The organism is Sphingopyxis sp. QXT-31, from assembly GCF_001984035.1.
Taxonomy (GTDB): domain Bacteria; phylum Pseudomonadota; class Alphaproteobacteria; order Sphingomonadales; family Sphingomonadaceae; genus Sphingopyxis.
Window position 1 is genome coordinate 2,206,378 of the sequence record NZ_CP019449.1, and the last position, 18,016, is coordinate 2,224,393.

The 18,016-nt window shown below is 66.1% G+C and carries 17 protein-coding genes and 1 tRNA gene; 16 read left to right on the forward strand and 2 right to left on the reverse strand.

Annotated features, from left to right (window positions below; genetic code table 11):
• The first annotated feature begins 129 nt into the window (after positions 1-129).
• Entirely contained in the window at positions 130-390 is a 261-nt protein-coding gene (locus BWQ93_RS10560; RefSeq protein WP_077030514.1) for a succinate dehydrogenase assembly factor 2, read from the forward strand.
• Entirely contained in the window at positions 387-3,881 is a 3,495-nt protein-coding gene (mfd, locus tag BWQ93_RS10565) for a transcription-repair coupling factor (protein ID WP_077030515.1), read from the forward strand. The genes BWQ93_RS10560 and mfd overlap by 4 nt, the downstream gene beginning before the upstream one ends.
• Here mfd and BWQ93_RS10570 read toward each other — a convergent pair.
• The gene (locus BWQ93_RS10570) at positions 3,878-5,077 is read right to left on the reverse strand and encodes a GGDEF domain-containing phosphodiesterase (protein WP_077032325.1); all 1,200 of its coding nucleotides are present in this window, start codon (positions 5,075-5,077) and stop codon (positions 3,878-3,880) included. The genes mfd and BWQ93_RS10570 overlap by 4 nt on opposite strands.
• 62 nt (positions 5,078-5,139) lie before the next feature.
• Between BWQ93_RS10570 and moaA the strand changes: the two genes are divergently transcribed.
• The 11 genes from moaA (at position 5,140) to BWQ93_RS10625 (ending at position 14,985) form a co-directional block, all read left to right on the forward strand.
• Positions 5,140-6,144, forward strand: coding sequence for a GTP 3',8-cyclase MoaA (gene moaA, locus BWQ93_RS10575; protein WP_077030516.1), 1,005 nt, complete (start codon positions 5,140-5,142; stop codon positions 6,142-6,144).
• Between the two features lie 25 nt (positions 6,145-6,169).
• Positions 6,170-6,940 (forward strand): NAD kinase, encoded by a 771-nt coding sequence (locus tag BWQ93_RS10580; RefSeq protein ID WP_077030517.1) that lies wholly within the window; start codon positions 6,170-6,172, stop codon positions 6,938-6,940.
• Positions 6,941-7,003: 63 nt separating this feature from the next.
• Positions 7,004-7,078, forward strand: a tRNA-Asn gene (locus BWQ93_RS10585).
• A gap of 290 nt (positions 7,079-7,368) precedes the next feature.
• Positions 7,369-7,632: a GMC family oxidoreductase N-terminal domain-containing protein gene (locus tag BWQ93_RS21505; protein WP_077030518.1), complete on the forward strand. Its 264-nt coding sequence runs from the start codon at positions 7,369-7,371 to the stop codon at positions 7,630-7,632.
• A gap of 219 nt (positions 7,633-7,851) precedes the next feature.
• Positions 7,852-8,511, forward strand: coding sequence for a hydrolase (locus BWQ93_RS10595; protein ID WP_077030519.1), 660 nt, complete (start codon positions 7,852-7,854; stop codon positions 8,509-8,511).
• A gap of 76 nt (positions 8,512-8,587) precedes the next feature.
• Positions 8,588-9,424 (forward strand): alpha/beta fold hydrolase, encoded by an 837-nt coding sequence (locus BWQ93_RS10600; RefSeq protein WP_077030520.1) that lies wholly within the window; start codon positions 8,588-8,590, stop codon positions 9,422-9,424.
• 23 nt (positions 9,425-9,447) lie between these two features.
• Entirely contained in the window at positions 9,448-9,696 is a 249-nt protein-coding gene (locus BWQ93_RS10605) for a XapX domain-containing protein (RefSeq protein ID WP_077030521.1), read from the forward strand.
• On the forward strand, positions 9,693-11,624 hold the full coding sequence (locus tag BWQ93_RS10610) for an amidohydrolase (protein ID WP_077030522.1): 1,932 nt from the start codon (positions 9,693-9,695) through the stop codon (positions 11,622-11,624). Before BWQ93_RS10605 ends, BWQ93_RS10610 begins: the two co-directional genes overlap by 4 nt.
• Before the next feature lie 3 nt (positions 11,625-11,627).
• On the forward strand, positions 11,628-12,050 hold the full coding sequence (locus BWQ93_RS10615) for a DoxX family protein (RefSeq protein ID WP_077030523.1): 423 nt from the start codon (positions 11,628-11,630) through the stop codon (positions 12,048-12,050).
• Positions 12,047-13,627: an MFS transporter gene (locus BWQ93_RS10620; RefSeq protein WP_077030524.1), complete on the forward strand. Its 1,581-nt coding sequence runs from the start codon at positions 12,047-12,049 to the stop codon at positions 13,625-13,627. The genes BWQ93_RS10615 and BWQ93_RS10620 overlap by 4 nt, the downstream gene beginning before the upstream one ends.
• Complete coding sequence (locus BWQ93_RS10625) at positions 13,627-14,985, forward strand: alginate export family protein (RefSeq protein ID WP_077030525.1); 1,359 nt, start codon at positions 13,627-13,629, stop codon at positions 14,983-14,985. Before BWQ93_RS10620 ends, BWQ93_RS10625 begins: the two co-directional genes overlap by 1 nt.
• Here BWQ93_RS10625 and BWQ93_RS10630 read toward each other — a convergent pair.
• Positions 14,982-15,941: a LysR family transcriptional regulator gene (locus tag BWQ93_RS10630; RefSeq protein WP_077030526.1), complete on the reverse strand. Its 960-nt coding sequence runs from the start codon at positions 15,939-15,941 to the stop codon at positions 14,982-14,984. The genes BWQ93_RS10625 and BWQ93_RS10630 overlap by 4 nt on opposite strands.
• Before the next feature lie 82 nt (positions 15,942-16,023).
• On the opposite strand from BWQ93_RS10630, the gene BWQ93_RS10635 reads away from it, so the two are divergent.
• The 3 genes from BWQ93_RS10635 (at position 16,024) to BWQ93_RS10645 (ending at position 17,942) form a co-directional block, all read left to right on the forward strand.
• The gene (locus BWQ93_RS10635; RefSeq protein ID WP_077030527.1) at positions 16,024-16,722 is read left to right on the forward strand and encodes a pirin family protein; all 699 of its coding nucleotides are present in this window, start codon (positions 16,024-16,026) and stop codon (positions 16,720-16,722) included.
• Positions 16,723-16,775: 53 nt separating this feature from the next.
• Positions 16,776-17,474: a pirin family protein gene (locus BWQ93_RS10640; RefSeq protein ID WP_077030528.1), complete on the forward strand. Its 699-nt coding sequence runs from the start codon at positions 16,776-16,778 to the stop codon at positions 17,472-17,474.
• Positions 17,475-17,540: 66 nt separating this feature from the next.
• Positions 17,541-17,942, forward strand: a complete 402-nt coding sequence (locus BWQ93_RS10645; protein ID WP_077030529.1) for a hypothetical protein — start codon at positions 17,541-17,543, stop codon at positions 17,940-17,942.
• The last annotated feature ends 74 nt before the right edge of the window (positions 17,943-18,016 follow it).

An 18,016-nucleotide genomic window follows, 5' to 3' on the forward strand; every position in this document is an offset into this window, starting at 1 on the left:
CCCCCACATTCCGTTCGTGTCGAGCGAAGTCGAGACACCCAGATGGCATGCGCCAGACCGATGGGCATCCCGACTTCGCTCGATGCGAACGGAGTTGGGAATGGCCGAGTAGAAGTTCGAGAAAAGACGATGACCGACCGCCTCAAACGCCTCAAATTCCGCGCCTGGCATCGCGGCACGCGCGAGGCCGATTATATGATCGGCGGCTTCTTCGATCGCTATGCAGCCGCATGGAACGACGAGGACATCGCCTGGTACGAGCTGGTGGTCGAGGAGGATGACGTCGACATCATGGCCTGGGCGCTCGGCACCGGGCATCCGCCCGCGCATCTCGACCGCCCCGACATGATCGCGGCGATGCGCCGGCTGGACTATATCCCGCTGCCATGACCCGAAGCGCCGCCGATATCTTTGCCGCCATTGCGTCGGCCAACGCGCCGTTGACGATTTCGCGCGCGGCCGACGGTTTCCTGCCGCTGCTGCTCGCCGACCTCGCGCGCGCCAGCGACAAACGCCTTGTCTATATCGCGACCGACGATGCCGCGATGCAGGCGGTCGCCGACGCCGCGCCTTTCTTCGCGCCCGACCTCATCGTCCACCGCTTCCCGGCATGGGACTGCCTGCCCTATGATCGCGCGGGCCCGTCGATGCGCGTCAGCGCCGACCGGCTCGCGACGCTGTCGGCGCTGCAGGCGGCGCCGAAACGCGGCGAACTGATCCTCACCACCGTCGCCGCGGTCACGCAGCGTACGCTGACCCCCTTCCGCATCCGCCAGCTCGCGACGACGCTCGGCCCCGGCATGCGGATCGACCGCGACGCGCTCGCCGAACTGCTCGTCTCCAACGGCTTCAGCCGCGTCGACACCGTCGCCGACCAGGGCGAGTTCGCGGTGCGCGGCGGCCTGCTCGATCTGTTCCCCGCGGGCGAAGAAACCGGGCTGCGCGTCGATTTCTTCGGCGACGAGATCGAGAGCATCCGCCGCTTCGACCCCGCCGACCAGCGCAGCCTGGGCCCGGCCAAGGCGCTGCAACTGCTGCCCGCGGCCGAGACCCTGCTCGACCAGGACACGATCAAGCGCTTCCGCTCGGCCTATCGCGAAATCTTCGGCGCGCAGGCGACCGGCGACCCGCTCTACCAGGCGGTCAGCGAGGGCCGGCGGCAGGCGGGGATGGATCATTGGCTGCCCTTGTTCGAGGAGCGGCTGGCGACGATCTTCGACCATATCGATCCCGCGACCCCGGTGCTGCGCGGCCACCGCACCGAGGCGACCGCCGAGACGCGCTTTGCCGCGATCGCCGACTATCATGCGAACCGTGTGGCGGCGGCGCAAGAGCATGCGGGCAGCTATCGCCCGCTGAAGCCCGAAACGCTCTACCTGACGACAAGTGAATGGTCCGACGCCGCGGCGAGCCGCCCGGTGCATGTCGTCACGCCCTTCGACGTGCCGCCTGCCGCGAGCGTGGTCGATCTCGAAACCTTCGCCGCACGCGACTTCACCCCCGAGCGCGCCGCCGACCTCAACGTCTACGACAAGGTCGCCGACCATCTCTCCGACGAGCGCCGCAAGGGGCGCCGCACGATCATCGCAAGCTATTCGGGCGGCGCGCGCGAGCGCCTGTCGGGGCTACTCCGCGATCATGGGGTGACTTCGCTCGCCCCCGCCGACGGCTGGCAGGAAGCCCTCGGCACCGCCTCGGCCGAAGCCGGCGGCACCACCGCGATGGTCGTCCTGCCGCTCGATCATGGCTTTGCGTCGGACGCGATCAGCCTGCTCACCGAACAGGATATCCTCGGCGAGCGGCTCGTCCGCCGCCAGAAACGGCGGAAGAGCGCCGACGCTTTCCTGGCAGAGCTCGCGACGCTCAGCGTCGGCGACCTCGTCGTCCATCTCGACCATGGCATCGGGCGCTACGAGGGGTTAACCTCGATCCCCGTGGGCAACAGCCCGCACGATTGCGTCGCGCTCACTTACGCGGGCGGCGACAAGCTCTACGTCCCCGTCGAAAATCTCGACGTGCTGTCGCGTTACGGCGGCGAGAGCGAGGGGGTCGCGCTCGACAAGCTCGGCGGCGAGGCGTGGCAGCGCCGCAAGGCGCGGATGAAGGAGCGCATCCGCGAGATCGCGGGCGAATTGCTCGCGACCGCGGCGCAGCGCGCCTTGCGTTCGGGCGAACTGCTCGCCGCCGACGCCTCCTATCCGGCCTTCGCCGACCGCTTCCCCTATCAGGAAACCGATGACCAGGACCGCGCGATCGGCGACGTGCTCGCCGATATGGCGTCGGGGCGCCCGATGGACCGGCTCGTCTGCGGCGACGTCGGCTTCGGCAAGACCGAGGTTGCGCTGCGCGCCGCCTTCGTCGCGGCGATGGCGGGGGTGCAGGTCGCGCTCGTCTGTCCGACGACCTTGCTCGCCCGCCAGCATTTCACCAATTTCGTCGAGCGCTTCAAAGGCTTCCCGGTCAATATCGGCCGCCTGTCGCGCCTCGTCCCCGCCGCCGAGGCGCAAAGGACGCGCGACGGCCTCGCGAGCGGCCAGATCGACATCGTCGTCGGCACCCATGCGGTCATCGCCAAATCGGTCGAATTCAAACAGCTCGGCCTCGTTATCGTCGACGAGGAACAGCGCTTCGGCGTCGTCCACAAGGAGCGGCTGAAGCAGCTCAAGACCGACGTCCATGTCCTGACGCTCACCGCGACGCCGATCCCCCGCACGCTGCAGATGGCGATGTCGGGGCTGCGCGAACTCAGCGTGATCCAAACGCCGCCGGTCGATCGCCTCGCGGTGCGCACCTATGTCGCGCCGTGGGATCCGGTCGTCATTCGCGAGTCGCTGCTGCGCGAGCATGATCGCGGCGGGCAGAGCTTCTTTGTCACCCCGCGGATCAAGGACCTGCCCGACATCGAGGAATTCCTGCGCACGCGGGTGCCCGAGATCAAATATGTCGTCGCGCACGGCCAGATGGCACCGGGCGAGGTGGAAGAGCGCATGGGCGCCTTCTACGATCGCAAATATGACGTGCTCGTCTCGACCACGATCGTCGAAAGCGGTCTCGACATCCCGAGTGCCAATACGCTGGTGGTCCACCGCGCCGACCGCTTCGGCCTCGCGCAATTGTACCAGCTGCGCGGGCGGGTCGGGCGGTCGAAGACGCGCGCCTATGCCTATCTGACCACCCCCGACCATGGCGCGATCACCGACACCGCCGAAAAGCGCCTCAAACTGCTCGGCGATCTCGACACGCTCGGCGCGGGGTTCCAGCTCGCGAGCCACGACCTCGACATCCGCGGCGCGGGCAATCTGGTCGGCGACGAGCAGTCGGGGCATATCCGCGAGGTCGGCTTCGAACTCTACCAGTCGATGCTCGAGGAAGCGATCCTGGTGGCCAAGGCCGAGGGCGCGGGGAAGCTGCCGCCGCGCGAAGCCTTGTCGCCGACGATCACCATCGACGCGCCGATCCTGATCCCCGAGGATTATGTCCCCGACCTGCCGCTGCGCATGGCGCTCTACCGCCGCCTGAACGACGCGCAGGACCGCCCCGCGCTCGACGCCTTCGCCGCCGAGATGATCGACCGCTTCGGCCCGCTGCCGCCCGAAACCGCGAACCTCGTCCAGCTGATGGAGATCAAGGCGAACGCGAAGCTCGCCGGCATCGCCAAGCTCGACGTCGGGACGAAGGGCGCGCTGGTCAGCTTCCACGGCGACGCGTTCGCGAACGTTCCGGGCCTGATCGCCTATGTCGAGCGGCTGAAGGGCCGCGCACGCATCCGCCCCGACAACAAGCTGTCGATCAGCGGCGATTGGGTCAGCACGGGCGCGCGGCTGAACGGCGCGCTGCAATTGTCGAAGGGTTTGGGGAAGCTGGCCAAGCAGGCCGGCTAGGCCTGGAGCAGCGCCACCAGTTCGTCCCCAGGCACCGGCCCCGACTTCAAAAACCCCTGCCAGGTCGCGACCCCCAGTTCCTTCAGCCGCGCGAGCTGCGGCTCGTGCTCGATGCCCTCGGCGACCACCAGCAGCCCCAGCGCGCGCGCGAGGTCGACGATCGCGCGCACGACGATGCGGTCGCGGTCGCTGCCGTCGATCGTGCGCGTGAAGCCGCTGTCGATCTTGAGATAATCGATCGGCAGCCGCGCGAGCAAAGACAGGCTCGAATAGCCGGTGCCGAAATCGTCGATCGCGATCGCGCAGCCGAGTTCGCGGATCTGCGCGAGCTGCGCCGCGGCGCTCGCGGGGTCGCTCAGCATCGCCTGTTCGGTCAGTTCGAGCGTCAGCCGGTCGGGATCGACCCCCGCCTTATTCGCCATCGCGGCGAAGCGGTCGGCGAAATCGGGATCGCCGAGGTCGGCGGCGGTGATGTTGAGCGAGACGCGCAGCTTCGCCAGCGCCTTCGGCCACCCTGCCATTTCTTCCAGCGCGACGCGGTGCGCATGTTCGGTGAGTTCGCATTCGAGCCGCGCCGCGCGCGCCGCGGTGACCAGCGCGCCCGCGCCGAGCAGCCCGAGCTCGGGATGCTGCCAGCGCAGCAGCGCCTCCACCCCGGTCATCGCGCCGCTCGCGACGTCATATTGCGGCTGATAATGGATCACCACCTCGCCCGCGGCGAGCGCCGCCTTCACCGTCGCGCCGTCGCGCGCCGAGGCGGGGCGCGCGAGCTGGTCGCTCGCCGTGCGGAGTTGCTCGGCCACCGGCTCGTCGCGCGTGATTCGTGCCGCGGCGATGCGGATCGCGAGGCGGCCGTTGGGATCGCCGACCATCGGCTCGGCGAGCGCGACGTGCAGCGCGCGTTCCTGCGCGCGCAGCGCTCCCAGCGACAGCGCCGCCGCGGGCACGATCAGGAAGCGCGGCCCGTCGAGCCGGTCGACGTGCGAGCCGCGCCCGAATTCGTCGCCCGCGAAATTTTCGAGCCGCCGCGCGACTTCCTCGAGTACCGCGTCGCCCGCCTCGGTCCCCGCGCTGTTGTTGATTCGCGCGAGCTGGTCGACCTGGACCAGGATGACGCCGATATCGGCATCGTGGCGCAGGTGGAGCGCCTCGAGATGCCGGACGGCCGCTGCGAACGTGTCAACTATGCGATTCATCGGCGCGGCCATAGCAGGCATTGCTTGCCAATCCCCTGTCTTTTGCATCACAATCGCACAATATGGCCGCTCCGCTGCCTTCCCCTGCCCCGCTGACCGACGGCCACGGCCGCCGGATCGACTATCTGCGGCTGTCGGTGACCGACCGCTGCGACCTGCGCTGCCGCTATTGCATGGCCGAGGACATGACCTTTCTGCCGCGATCCGCGGTGCTCAGCATCGAGGAGATGGGCGAGCTCGCGGCGCGCTTCGTCGCGCGCGGGGTGCGGCGCATTCGCCTGACCGGGGGCGAGCCGTTGGTGCGGCGCGGCATCGATTTGCTCGCGGGCCGACTCGGCGCACTCATCGGGCACGGGCTCGACGAGCTAACGCTGACCACCAACGGCATGCGCCTCGCCGAATATGCACCGATGCTCGCCGAGGCCGGCGTGCGGAGGATCAACGTCAGCCTCGACACGCTCGATCCCGCCGCGTTCCGCCATATCACCCGCGTCGGCGACGTCGATATCGCGCTGCAGGGCATCGCCGCCGCGCGCGCCGCGGGGATCGCGGTCAAGATCAACATGGTCGCGCTCGCGGGGCTCAACGAGGACCAGTTGCTCCCGATGCTGAGCTGGTGCGCCGACAACGGCTGCGACCTGACGTTGATCGAGACGATGCCACTCGGCGAGATCGCCGACGACCGCAGCGACCATTATATCCCGCTCCATCGGTTCATCGCGCCGCTGCGCGAAACCCACGCGATCTTCCCCGTCGACAAGAAGACCGGCGGCCCCGCGCGCTATTTCGGGGTCGAGGACAGCCCGGTGACGCTCGGCCTGATCACCCCGCTCAGCGATAATTTCTGCACCACCTGCAACCGCATCCGCCTGACCGTAGAGGGACGCATCTATATGTGCCTGGGGCAGGACGACCATGTCGATCTGCGTACGGCCTTGCGCGAAGGCCGCGACGTCGATGGCTTGATTGATGCGGCATTGGCTGGCAAACCCCGCGCGCATGACTTTCATATCGAACGAAAGTCCGCACCGGCGGTCGCGCGTCATATGAGTGCAACGGGCGGCTGACACGTCGCCCACCAGGGGGACCAATATGCATCGCAAGATCGCGCTCGTCGCATCGAACGCGCCCGCGGGACTGGAGGCCGAGGCCGAGCTGCGCCCGCTCTACGACTTCGTCGAACTCAACGAGGCCGACCTGCTCATCGTGCTGGGCGGCGACGGTTTCCTGCTCCACATGCTGCACCAGTTGCTCGACCAGCGGCGGAGCATGCCGGTGTTCGGGATGAACCGCGGCACCATCGGCTTCCTGATGAACGAGTTTCGCATCGAAGGGTTGCTCGACCGGCTCGCCGCGGCGCGTCCCTTCCTGATTCATCCGCTGTCGGGCGACATCACGACGGTCAGCGGCGAGCGCCACATCCTGCCCGCGATCAACGAGATCTCGCTGCTGCGCGAAACGCGCCAGGCGGCGAAGCTCGAGGTGCTGATCAACGAGAAGTCGATGCTCGAGGAACTGTCGTGCGACGGCGTGCTTGTGTCGACCCCCGCGGGGTCGACCGCCTACAACCTCAGCGCCAACGGCCCGATCCTGCCGCTCGAATCGCAGATGCTGGCGCTGACCCCGATCAGCCCCTTCCGCCCGCGGCGCTGGCGCGGCGCGTTGGTCCCCGAATCGACGAGCATCCGCTTCAACGTCCGCGAGGCCGCGAAGCGCCCGGTGAGCGCGGTCGCCGACCAGCGCGAAATCCGCGACGTGAAGACGGTGCTCGTCACCACCGATCGCAGCCGCCCGCTGACCCTGCTCTTCGATCCCGACCACGGCCTTGATGAGCGCATCGCGATGGAACAATTTATCGTCTAAAGGGGCTTGCAATATCGAACGCGCGGCGGCAAAGGGGCCGCCTTGCCCGCCACGGCGGTCTGTTCCTCGGTAGCTCAGCGGTAGAGCTCTCGACTGTTAATCGAGCGGCCGTAGGTTCGAATCCTACCCGGGGAGCCATTCACCGACATCGACTTTATCAGGCGTCGGCTCGCGTCGTGGCCCGAAAAGGTGCGCCACGCAGTCCAGAGCGAACCTGTCTCCGGCTGAAATTCGCTGTTTTCAGGGATTTACACGGAAATCATCGAATTTCGGATGCGTTGTGCGCAGCTTCGCCGCCCCGAACCCCCGGAAAAGTGCGGTATTCGGTCAGCCGGCATCGGAAATTCCCTAAAAAATAACAGGGAAATCCTCTCGCGATAACAGGAAACATAGTTGCGGCGAACAGGGAAGGCGGGCGCCCCGTCTGGGTGCAACCCGCGCAGGACCCGAGCCCTCTCGCGCATGCTCTCCTCGGCGCGGCGCGCGAACAAGGCATAGCGACGCTCGCGTATCCCAATGGTGCGATAATGGAAGCGCCGGAAGGCGCCGCCATCAGCGACATGCTTGTGCGCGGCGGCCGACGCCAGTCGCTCTACCGCGCTTATGTTCATCCCGTATCGGACCAGCCCAACCTCACGATTCTGACGGGCGCACAACCTCGAAAGCCGAAACGCAGCAAGGCTGGTGGATAGGCCCAGCTGGAGACAGGCAAATCTCCGAATAGCCGGTAGCGGTCGTTCCGCTTCTAGAGCCAAGGTTCGAAAGCGGTCTTTGCAGACCGGTCGCCATCTTTTCTATTTTGTGGAACATTGAGGTTAATTTTATCAGCCTGTTTCGCACAAATGCTTCAGCGTAAACCGACCTCGCCCCGAACGGATCGGGAAGACAGTTTAGCAACAGGAGCTTCAGCCATGTCGACCAAAGCCACCCCGACCCCCGCCAAAGCGCTGCTGGATCCCAGCAACCATGCGCTGGTCCTTATCGATTTCCAGTCGCAGATGGCCTTCGCCACCAAGTCGATCCCCGCCGAACTGCTGCGCAACAACGCTGCGCTCGTCGCCAATGGCGCCGCCGGCTTCAACGTCCCGACCATCCTGACCACGGTCGCCGAAAAGAGTTTCTCGGGTCCGATGTTCGACGAGATCACCGAAGCTTTCCCGGGCCAGAAGCTGCTCGACCGCACCAGCATGAACACCTGGGAAGACGCAGCGGTGATCGACGAGATCAACCGCATCGGCAAGGACCGCATCGTCTTCGCCGGCCTGTGGACCTCGGTCTGCATCGTCGGCCCCGTGCTCTCGGCGCTCGAACAGGGCTATGAAGCCTATGTCATCACCGACGCCAGCGGCGACATTTCGGAAGAAGCGCATGAGCGCGCCGTCGAACGCATGGCGCAGGCCGGCGCGAGGCCGATCACCGCGCTGCAATATCTGCTCGAGCTGCAGCGCGACTGGGCGCGCGCCGAAACCTATGACCTGACCACCGGCATCGCCCGCAAATGGGGCGGCGCCTACGGCCTCGGCATCACCTATGCCAAAACGATGTTCGGTGCCTCCGAAGGCGGTCACTGATAGTCTCGGGACCGGGCGCTTTCCGCCCGGCCCGCTTTCCTATCCATCCACGCACAGCGAAACGAAGGAATTCCCCATGGCCTATGTTACCACCAAGGACGGCGTCGAAATCTTCTACAAGGACTGGGGACCGAAGGATGCCCAGCCCATCGTTTTTCATCATGGCTGGCCGCTGTCGTCGGACGATTGGGACGCGCAGATGCTGTTCTTCCTCGCGAACGGCTATCGCGTCGTTGCGCACGACCGCCGCGGCCACGGCCGATCGGAACAGGTGAGCGAGGGTCATGACATGGATCACTATGCGGCGGACGCCGCGGCTGTGATGGAGCACCTCGACCTCAAAAACGCGGTTCATATCGGACACTCGACCGGCGGCGGCGAAGTCGCCGCCTATGTCGCCCGCTATGGCATTCCGCAGGGCCGCGTCGCCAAGGCGGTTCTCGTATCGGCGGTCCCGCCGATCATGCTGAAAACCGAACGTTATCCGGGTGGCCTGCCGATCGATGTATTCGACGGCATCCGCAGCGAACTCGCGGCCAATCGCTCGAAATTCTTCCGCGACCTGCCCTCGGGCCCCTTCTACGGTTTCAACCGCGAGGGCGCGAACATCATTCCCGCGGTGATCGACAATTGGTGGCGCCAGGGCATGATGGGCAGCGCCAAGGCGCATTATGAAGGCGTGAAGGCCTTTTCGGAAACCGACCAGACCGACGATCTGAAGGCGATCGGCGTGCCGACACTCGTCCTCCACGGCGACGACGACCAGGTCGTCCCCTATAAAAACGCTGGCGTCCTGCAGGCCGAAATCCTGCCAAACGCGACGCTCAAAATCTACGAAGGCTTCAGCCACGGGATGCTGACGGTCAACGCCGACGTCATCAATCCCGACCTGCTCGCCTTCGTGCAGACCTGAGGCATAAAGAGGGAGAACGGACGATGAAGATTTACCTGGTCTCGCTCGGTGCCGGACTTCTGGTCGGTATCGTCTACAGCCTGCTCGGCGTCCGTTCTCCCGCCCCGCCGATCGTCGCGCTCGTCGGCCTCGCCGGAATCCTGCTCGGCGAACAGATCGTGCCGGTTGCCAAGCGACTTGCCGACCGGATCGAACTCGTTCGCTATTTTCACGAAGATTGTGCCCCGCAGATATTGGGGACGCCGTCCACCGCCAAGGAGCGCGACGCATGAACCCGATCACCCGCCGCCGGGCGCTCGCCGGTGCCGCTACGACAGCCCTTCTCACCGCCACGGAAAGTCTTGCCATGACCCAGCCCGACCTCGTCATCGTCAACGCCAAAGTGACCACGCTCGACAAGGCCAATCCCGAGGCGCAGGCGGTCGCTATCCGCGGGGGCAGATTCCTGAGCGTCGGCAGCGAGCGGGGGGTCCGCGCCGCCGCCGGTCCCGATGCGACCGTCATCGATGCGAAAGGCCGCCGCCTGATCCCCGGCCTCATCGACAGCCACATCCACGTCATCCGCGGCGGGCTGAACTATAACATGGAGCTGCGCTGGGACGGCGTGCCGAGCCTTGCCGACGCGATGGCAATGCTGAAGCGCCAGGCGGCGAACACCCCGTCGCCGCAATGGGTACGCGTCGTCGGCGGCTTCACCGAGCATCAGTTCGCCGAAAAGCGCCTGCCGACGCTCGACGAAATCAACGTCGCGGCGCCCGAGACGCCAGTCTTCATCCTGCACCTCTATGACCGCGCGCTCCTCAATGCCGCCGCGCTGCGAGCGGTGGGCTACACCAAGGACACGCCGAACCCGCCAGGCGGCGAAATCGTCCGCGACGCCGCCGGCAACCCGACGGGCCTGCTGCTCGCGCAGCCCAACGCGACGATCCTCTATGCGACGCTGGCCAAGGGGCCGAAGCTGCCCGAGGACTATCAGGTCAATTCGACGAAGCATTTCATGCGCGAGCTCAATTCGCTCGGCGTCACCAGCGTGATCGACGCGGGCGGCGGCTTCCAGAATTATCCCGACGATTACCAGATTATCGAAAAGCTGCACAAGGACGGCGAGATGACGCTGCGCATCGCGTACAATCTCTTCACGCAAAAGCCGAAAGAAGAGCTCAAGGATTTTGCGACCTGGTCTAGCCAAGTAAAGCCTGGCGATGGCGACGATACCTACCGTCACAATGGCGCGGGCGAGATGCTCGTCTATTCGGCCGCGGATTTCGAGGATTTCCGCGTCGAGCGGCCCGACATGCCGGCGAACATGGAAAGCGACCTCGAGCCCGTGGTGCGCCTGCTCGCCGAACGTAAATGGCCGTGGCGCCTCCACGCGACCTATGACCAGACGATCGGCCGCGCGCTCGACGTGTTCGAAAAGGTCAACAGGGACATCCCGCTTCAGGGTCTCAACTGGTTCTTCGACCATGCCGAGACGATCAGCGAGCGCAATATCGATCGCATTGCAGCACTCGGCGGCGGCATCGCACTCCAGCACCGAATGATGTTCCAAGGCGAATATTTCATCGAACGCTATGGCGCCAAGGCGGCAGAGGCGACCCCGCCGATCAAGCGGATGATGGAAGCCGGCATCCCGGTCGGCGCCGGGACCGACGCGACGCGCGTCGCGAGCTATAATCCGTGGGTCTCGCTCTCGTGGCTCGTCACCGGCAAGACGCTCGGCGGCACAACGCTCTATCCCGTTCGCAACCGGCTCGACCGCGAAACCGCGCTGCGCCTCTGGACCGAAAAGAACACATGGTTCTCGAACGAGGTCGGCAAGAAGGGCCAGATCAAGGCTGGCCAGCTCGCCGATCTCGCACTGCTGTCGGACGATTATTTCGGTGTCGCCGACAGCGAGATCGTCCATCTGCGTTCGGTGCTCACCATCCTCGGCGGCAAGGTCGTGCATGGCGAAGGCGACTACGGTCCGATCGCCCCCGCTTTGCCCAAGCCGATGCCCGAATGGTCGCCGGTCGCGACCTTCGGCGGCCATTATCGCAGGCCCGAAGGCGCCCAGAAGATGGCAGCGGCGTGCGGCTGCGCGAGCGCGTGCAACGTCCATGGCCACGACCATGCCGCGGCGCTCGGCGCCAACGTGCCTGCCGCCGACGTCCAGGACTTCTGGGGCGCCTTCGGCTGCGGCTGTTGGGCGGTCTGAGCGATGATGGCGCCCGGCCCTGCCCCCGCTCTTGCGGCCCGCCTTCTCGGCGATCAACGCTTCGCGGTTCTCGCCTCGGCGCTTCTCACGCTTCCCTACTGGACAAGCGGCTTCGCCAAGCTGCTCGATCTTCCGGGGGCGCTCGGTGAGGCGCGGCACTTCGGGCTCGAGCCGGCGATGCTGACCGTCGCCGCGACGGTCCTTGTCCAGATCGGCGGTTCGTTGCTTGTCATCCTCGGCCGTCAGGCCTGGGTCGGCGCGGGCGCACTCGGCGTGTTCACTGCGATCGCGACGCTGATCGCCCACCCCTTCTGGGAGGTCACCGATCCGGTAGCGCGCTTCCACGAGCGCAACACGTTCCTCGAACATGTCGGGCTGATCGGCGGGCTGATGCTTGTCGCGATCCTGCGGACGCATAAATCATGACCGATACGGCCGCCTCTCCCCCTCGCCCGCTTGCCAGCCCGGTATTCCGCGCCCTCTGGATTGCGACCGTCGTTTCGAACATCGGCACTTGGATGCACGACGTCGGTGCGGGCTGGCTGATGACTTCGCTCTCGCCCGATCCGCTGATGGTCGCGCTGGTGCAGGCCGCAACGACCTTTCCCATGTTCGTTCTCGCGCTTCCCGCGGGCGCACTCGCCGACATCGTCGACCGGCGGAAGCTGTTGATCGGCGCGCAGCTGTTCGGGCTGGCCGGCGCTGCCATCCTGTCGGCGCTGACGCTTGCGGGCCTCACCAACGCCTGGATCCTGCTCGCCTTCACCGCGACCATCGCGATCGGTGCAGCCTTCTCGGCGCCTGCCTTCCAGGCGATCGTCCCCGAACTCGTGCCCGGCCCGGCCCTGCAGCAAGCGGTCGCGCTCAATTCGCTCGGCGTCAATATCGCCCGCGCGATCGGCCCGGCGTTCGGCGGCCTGATCATCGCCGCCTCGGGACCCGCAGCGGTCTTCGCGGTCAATGCCCTGTCGATCCTTGGCATCCTCGTCGTCCTCGCCCGCTGGCGCCGGATCGCGCCCGGCCGGCACCTCCCCGCCGAACATATGGTCGGCGCGATGCGCGCGGGTCTGCGGTACGCGATGCGTGCGCCCGAGCTCAAGGTCGTGCTGGTCCGCTCGGTCGGCTTCTTCCTTTTTGCGAGCGGCCTCTGGGCGCTCCTCCCGATCATCGCGCGGCGCGATCTGGGGCTCGGCCCGCTAGGCTATGGCGGCCTTCTGACCTTTATGGGACTGGGCGCGATCAGCGGCGCGATGGTCATGCCGCGGCTTCGCGGCAAGATCGGTACGAACGCAATCACCCTCGCCGCCTCGATCCTGCTCGCCATCGCGATGGCCGGACTCTCGCAATCGGCGCAATTCGCCGCCGCTGCCGCAACGCTGTTCGTCGCGGGCCTCGCGTGGATCGCGATGATGGCCTCGCTCAACGGCGGCGCGCAGGCGACGTCGCCTGGCTGGGTCAAGGCGCGCGCGCTCGCGATCTACCTCCTCGTCTTCCAGGGATCGATGACGGCGGGCTCGACCTTATGGGGTTCGGTCGCGTCGCAAATCGGCGTCCCCTCGACCCTGCTCGTCGCGGCCTCGCTGCTCGTCGCGGCTAGCTTGTTCCTCGGTTGGCGCTTCCCGCTCGACAAGGCGAGCACGCTCGATCTCGCACCCTCGGCGCACTGGCCCGCCCCGATCGTCGATGGCGCTGTCGAGCATGACAGCGGCCCGGTCCTCGTCACGATCGAATATCGCGTCGATCCGGCAAAGCTCTCCGAATTTTTCACCGCCGTCCAGGAGATGCGTCGCATCCGTCGCCGCGACGGCGCCATTCACTGGGGCGTTTACGAGGATACGGCCAACCCGGGCACCGTCATCGAGACCTTCACCGTCGAAAGCTGGCTCGAGCATCTCCGCCAGCACGACCGCGTGACCAACGCCGACCGCGTGCAGCAGGACGCGCTCGCCGCCTATCTGACCGGCGACGCTCCGCCGGTGGTACGCCATTTCGTCACGCGCTGATGCGCCTTCCCCTGCTTCTCGCGGCGCTCGCCCCCGGGGCCGCCCTCGCGCAATCGGTCGAGCAGACCAATTTGCGCTATGACGAGGACTGGTCGGTGCTAAGCGACGAACCGCGCGAAGGCTGGCGGCAGTCCAAATATGTGCCGCTCGACGCAAGCGGAGATGCCTATCTGACCCTCGGCGGCCAAGCCCGCGCGCGTTTCGAAGGGTTCGACGACAATCTGTGGGGCGACCCGCCCGCGCCCGACGACGGCTATCTGTGGCTCCGCGTCATGCCCCACGCCGACCTCCACGTCGGCCCTGCGCGTGTCTTCGTGCAGGGCATCGCGGGCTATGTGCGCGGCGTCGGGGCCGGCAAGGGGCCGGCCGACGAAACAGGGATCGATTTGTTGCAGGGCTTCGGCGACATCAGGCTGAAGCTCGGCACAGACAGCAGCCTCACGCTGCGCGCCGGTCGCGAGCTTGTCGCGCTCGGGTCGGAACGGCTTGTCGGTATTCGCTACGGCCCGAACATCCCGCAGGCCTTTGACGGCGTTCGGGCGATCGCCGACCATGGTCCGATCCGCGTCGACGCCTTCCGTCTCCGTCCCGTCGCGATCGGTGCCGGCAATTTCGACGACCGGACGTCGAATACGCGGCGGCTCGACGGCATTTACGCGACGCTGGCAGCCGCGCCCAGCATCGGTATCGACGCTTACTGGCTCGGTTACCAAAATGAAGAGGCCAGATTTGCCGGTCGCACCGGACGCGAGACCCGCGACACTGTTGGCCTGCGCTTCTTCGGCAAGCGCGGCGATCTCGGCTGGAATTGGGAGGCGATGCTCCAGCGCGGTCATTTCGACGGTGCCCGCATCCGCGCCTGGTCGCCCGCCACCGAGACCGCATGGAGCTTTCCGCATGCGCCGCTCAAACCGGGCCTTCGCCTTCGTGCCAATATCGCCAGCGGCGACCGCGATGCCACCGACGATCGCCTCGGCACCTTCAACGCCCCTTTTCCCAAAGGAAAATACTTCGGCGAGCTATCACCGATCGGTCCACGCAATATCCTGAACTTACATCCCAGCGTCGATTTCGATCTGGGCAAGGGCGTGACCTTCGAACTGACGGCCGCGCGCTTCTGGCGCGAAAGCCGCGGCGACGGCATCTACGACATCCCGGGCAGCCTGATCCGTCCCGCGGGAGCCAGCGACGCGCGCTATATCGGCGACCAGATCGAGATTTCGGCGGGCTGGCAGGTAAGCGCCCTCCTGTCCTTCACCGCATCGCTCTCGGCCTTCCGTCCAGGCGCCTTCATTCGCGACACCGGCCCCGCGCGGACGATCCATATGATCGGCGCCGAGGCGATGCTAAAGCTTTAAAGATCGATCATCCCGGCGCGTTCGGCATCGTGCTGGCCGAGGACGACAAACTGTTCGAGCAGCCACGATGCTGCCGGCCCCGGCGGCGTATCGCGGCGCCAGACGCCCGCGAAACGATAGGTACCCCCCGGATGGTCGGGCATCGCCAGCTGGACGAGCGTTCCCGCGACCAGATCGGGCTCGATCATCGGCAATGGCATGTTCCCCCACCCAATCCCTTCGCGCAGCAACGCATGCTTGGCGCCGAGGTCGGCGAGACGCCAGGTCTTGGGGCTCATCACCGAATAGTCGCGCCCTTCGGTAAAGCGCGAACGGTCGGTCAGGACGAGCTGCGTATAATCGCGCCCCGCTCGGGGGGGGATGCGCTCCATCCGGCCGAGCGGATGGTCGGGGGCCGCCACCGGGACCATGGAAATCGACCCCGCGGCGACGCATTCGACACCCTCGACCCCGGCCGCTAACGGCCCCGATATGCCGAGGATCGCCTTGCGATCGAGCACCATCGCGGTGATGGCGCCGAGCGCTTCGACATGAAGCCGGAGCTGCACCGTCGGAAACTCGGCGGCAAAGGCGCGCAGCACACGGCCGAGCCGCTCCGACGGCAACATCACGTCGACCGCAAGATCGACCTCGGCCTCCAGTCCGTCGAGCATCCCCTTCACCTTGGCGCGCAAGCCGTCGATGCCGGCCGAAATCGCCCGCGCTTCTGACAAGAGCGCGCGGCCCGCGACGGTCAGTTGCGGCTTGCGCGTCCCCTCGCGCTCGAAGAGCGTCAGGCCGAGCTGCGCCTCGAGATTGGAAATGCCGTAGCTGATCACCGAAACGGCGCGATTGAGCCGGCGCCCCGCCGCCGCGAAACTGCCCGTGTCGACAATCGCGAGGAAGATGCGAAGCTGGTCCAGCGTCGGCGTGCCCGGGTTGTTAACTTTTCCATTTCCTCGAACGTTTCGAAGCAATTTATCCCACTGAACCAAATGGGCTGCAATGCCTAAATTCTGTTCAACGGCGGCCGACCCCGGCGCGCCACGGAGATAGAAAATGATCGAACTTCGTCCTTTCGACAGCCTCGGCGGTGCCAACCACGGCTGGCTCGACGCCAAACATCACTTCTCGTTCGCGGGCTATCATGATCCCGCGCGCACGAGCTGGGGCAGCCTGCGCGTCTGGAACGACGACACGATCGCGCCGCAGACCGGCTTCCCGCCGCATCCGCACCGCGACATGGAAATCATCACCTATGTCCGCGAAGGCGCGATCACGCATCAGGACAACCTTGGCAACAAGGGCCGCACCGAAGCGGGCGACGTCCAGGTCATGAGCGCCGGCACCGGCATCCGCCATTCGGAATATAATCTGGAAGACGTTACCACGAAAATCTTCCAGATCTGGATCATCCCGACCCGCGACGGCGAAGCGCCGCAGTGGGGCGCCAAGCCTTTCCCCAAGGGCGAACGGTCGGGCAAGTTCGTGACGCTCGCGTCGGGCTATGAAAACGACAATGACGCGCTGCCTATCCGCACCGACGCCCGCGTGGTCGGCGCCACTTTGCTGGCTGGCGAGACCGCCGAATATCCGCTCGGCAAAGACCGCAAGGCCTATCTCGTCCCGGCCAAGGGCGCAGTCCAGATCGACGACGTCCGGGTGAATGCCCGCGACGGCGCTGCGATCAGCGATATGGACGTGCTGCGCGTGACCGCGATCGAGGATAGCGAAATCGTCCTCGTCGACGCTGCCTGACAATGACCGGAGCGCCGCCTGTCAGGCGGCGCTCCATCTTCCGGGAGAGAGCCATGATCCAGTTCAGGGACCGCGGCGCACGAGGTCGCCACCAAGGCGCTCAGATCGACGCCCACCACAGCTTCTCCTTCGCCGACTATAACGACCCCAAGCATATGGGATTCCGTGCGCTCCGCGTGCTCAACGAAGACCGCGTCGTTCCCGGCGCCGGCCTGCCCGAACATGGCCATGGGGACATGGAGATCGTGACGATCGTGCTGAAGGGGGCTGTCGAGCATCGCGACAATCTCGGCAACAGCGCTGTCGTCCGCGCGGGCGAGGTCCAGCGGATGAGCGCCGGCACAGGCATCCGTCACAGCGAGCGCAACCCGAGCGCCGACGAACGCACCCACTTGCTCCAGATCTGGATCATCCCAGCCGAAACCGGCGGTCCGCCGACCTATGAGCAAAGGTCGTTCGCCGACGACGGCGAGCGCAACCGCTGGATCACCATCGCCAGCGGCGATGGACGCGACGGATCGCTGACGCTGCGTCAGGACGCGGCGATGGCGATCGCCCGGCTTGACGAGGGCATAACGATCAACCGCGAGCTCGACCCGGCGCGCGGCTATTGGGTCCAGGTCATCGCCGGAATCGTCGGCCTCAACGGAACAGAAATGCGTGAAGGAGACGGTGCCGCGATCACTTCGGAGGAGGAAATCTCGTTCGAGGCAGACACGGACGCCGAAGTCTTGCTCATCGACCTGCCGTAACTGGAAACCGATGCCTCCAAGAATCGGCCAAGATCGACTGCCCCAAGCCAGATCAGGAGAAAGACGATGACCACGACCTCCATCCCGCAGTCGACCCCGACGCCGCCGATTTCAATCGCCTTCTCCGTGAGAACCTCGAGCGCGTGGTCAACGAGAGAGAGAGAGAGAGAGAGAGAGAGAGAGAGAGACGCAGAATTGCGATCTGCTGCGATCGACGAGCTCTATGATGCGGCCCCGGTTATGTACGAGCCCGACGCAGTGTTAGAAGGGCGAGCGGCAATCTCTGCCGTCGCCGGCAAACTGCTCGAACAGTTCGGTCCCGAATTCCGGTTCTGGCCGATCTCGGACCGGCAGCTTTCGGGCCCCAACCGCCAGAAGCGGACGTTACCCCGGACGTGGACGGGCCAGTCATTATCAAAACCGAACTTCGCCCGCGCGCTGTCGAGCGCGTCCGCAGCGTCGGCATAGGAAACGGATCGGGCGGATGGGGTCCGTCAGCTTCCGAGCGTAAGTCTCGCAGAAACGGGTACTCGGCCTGTTAG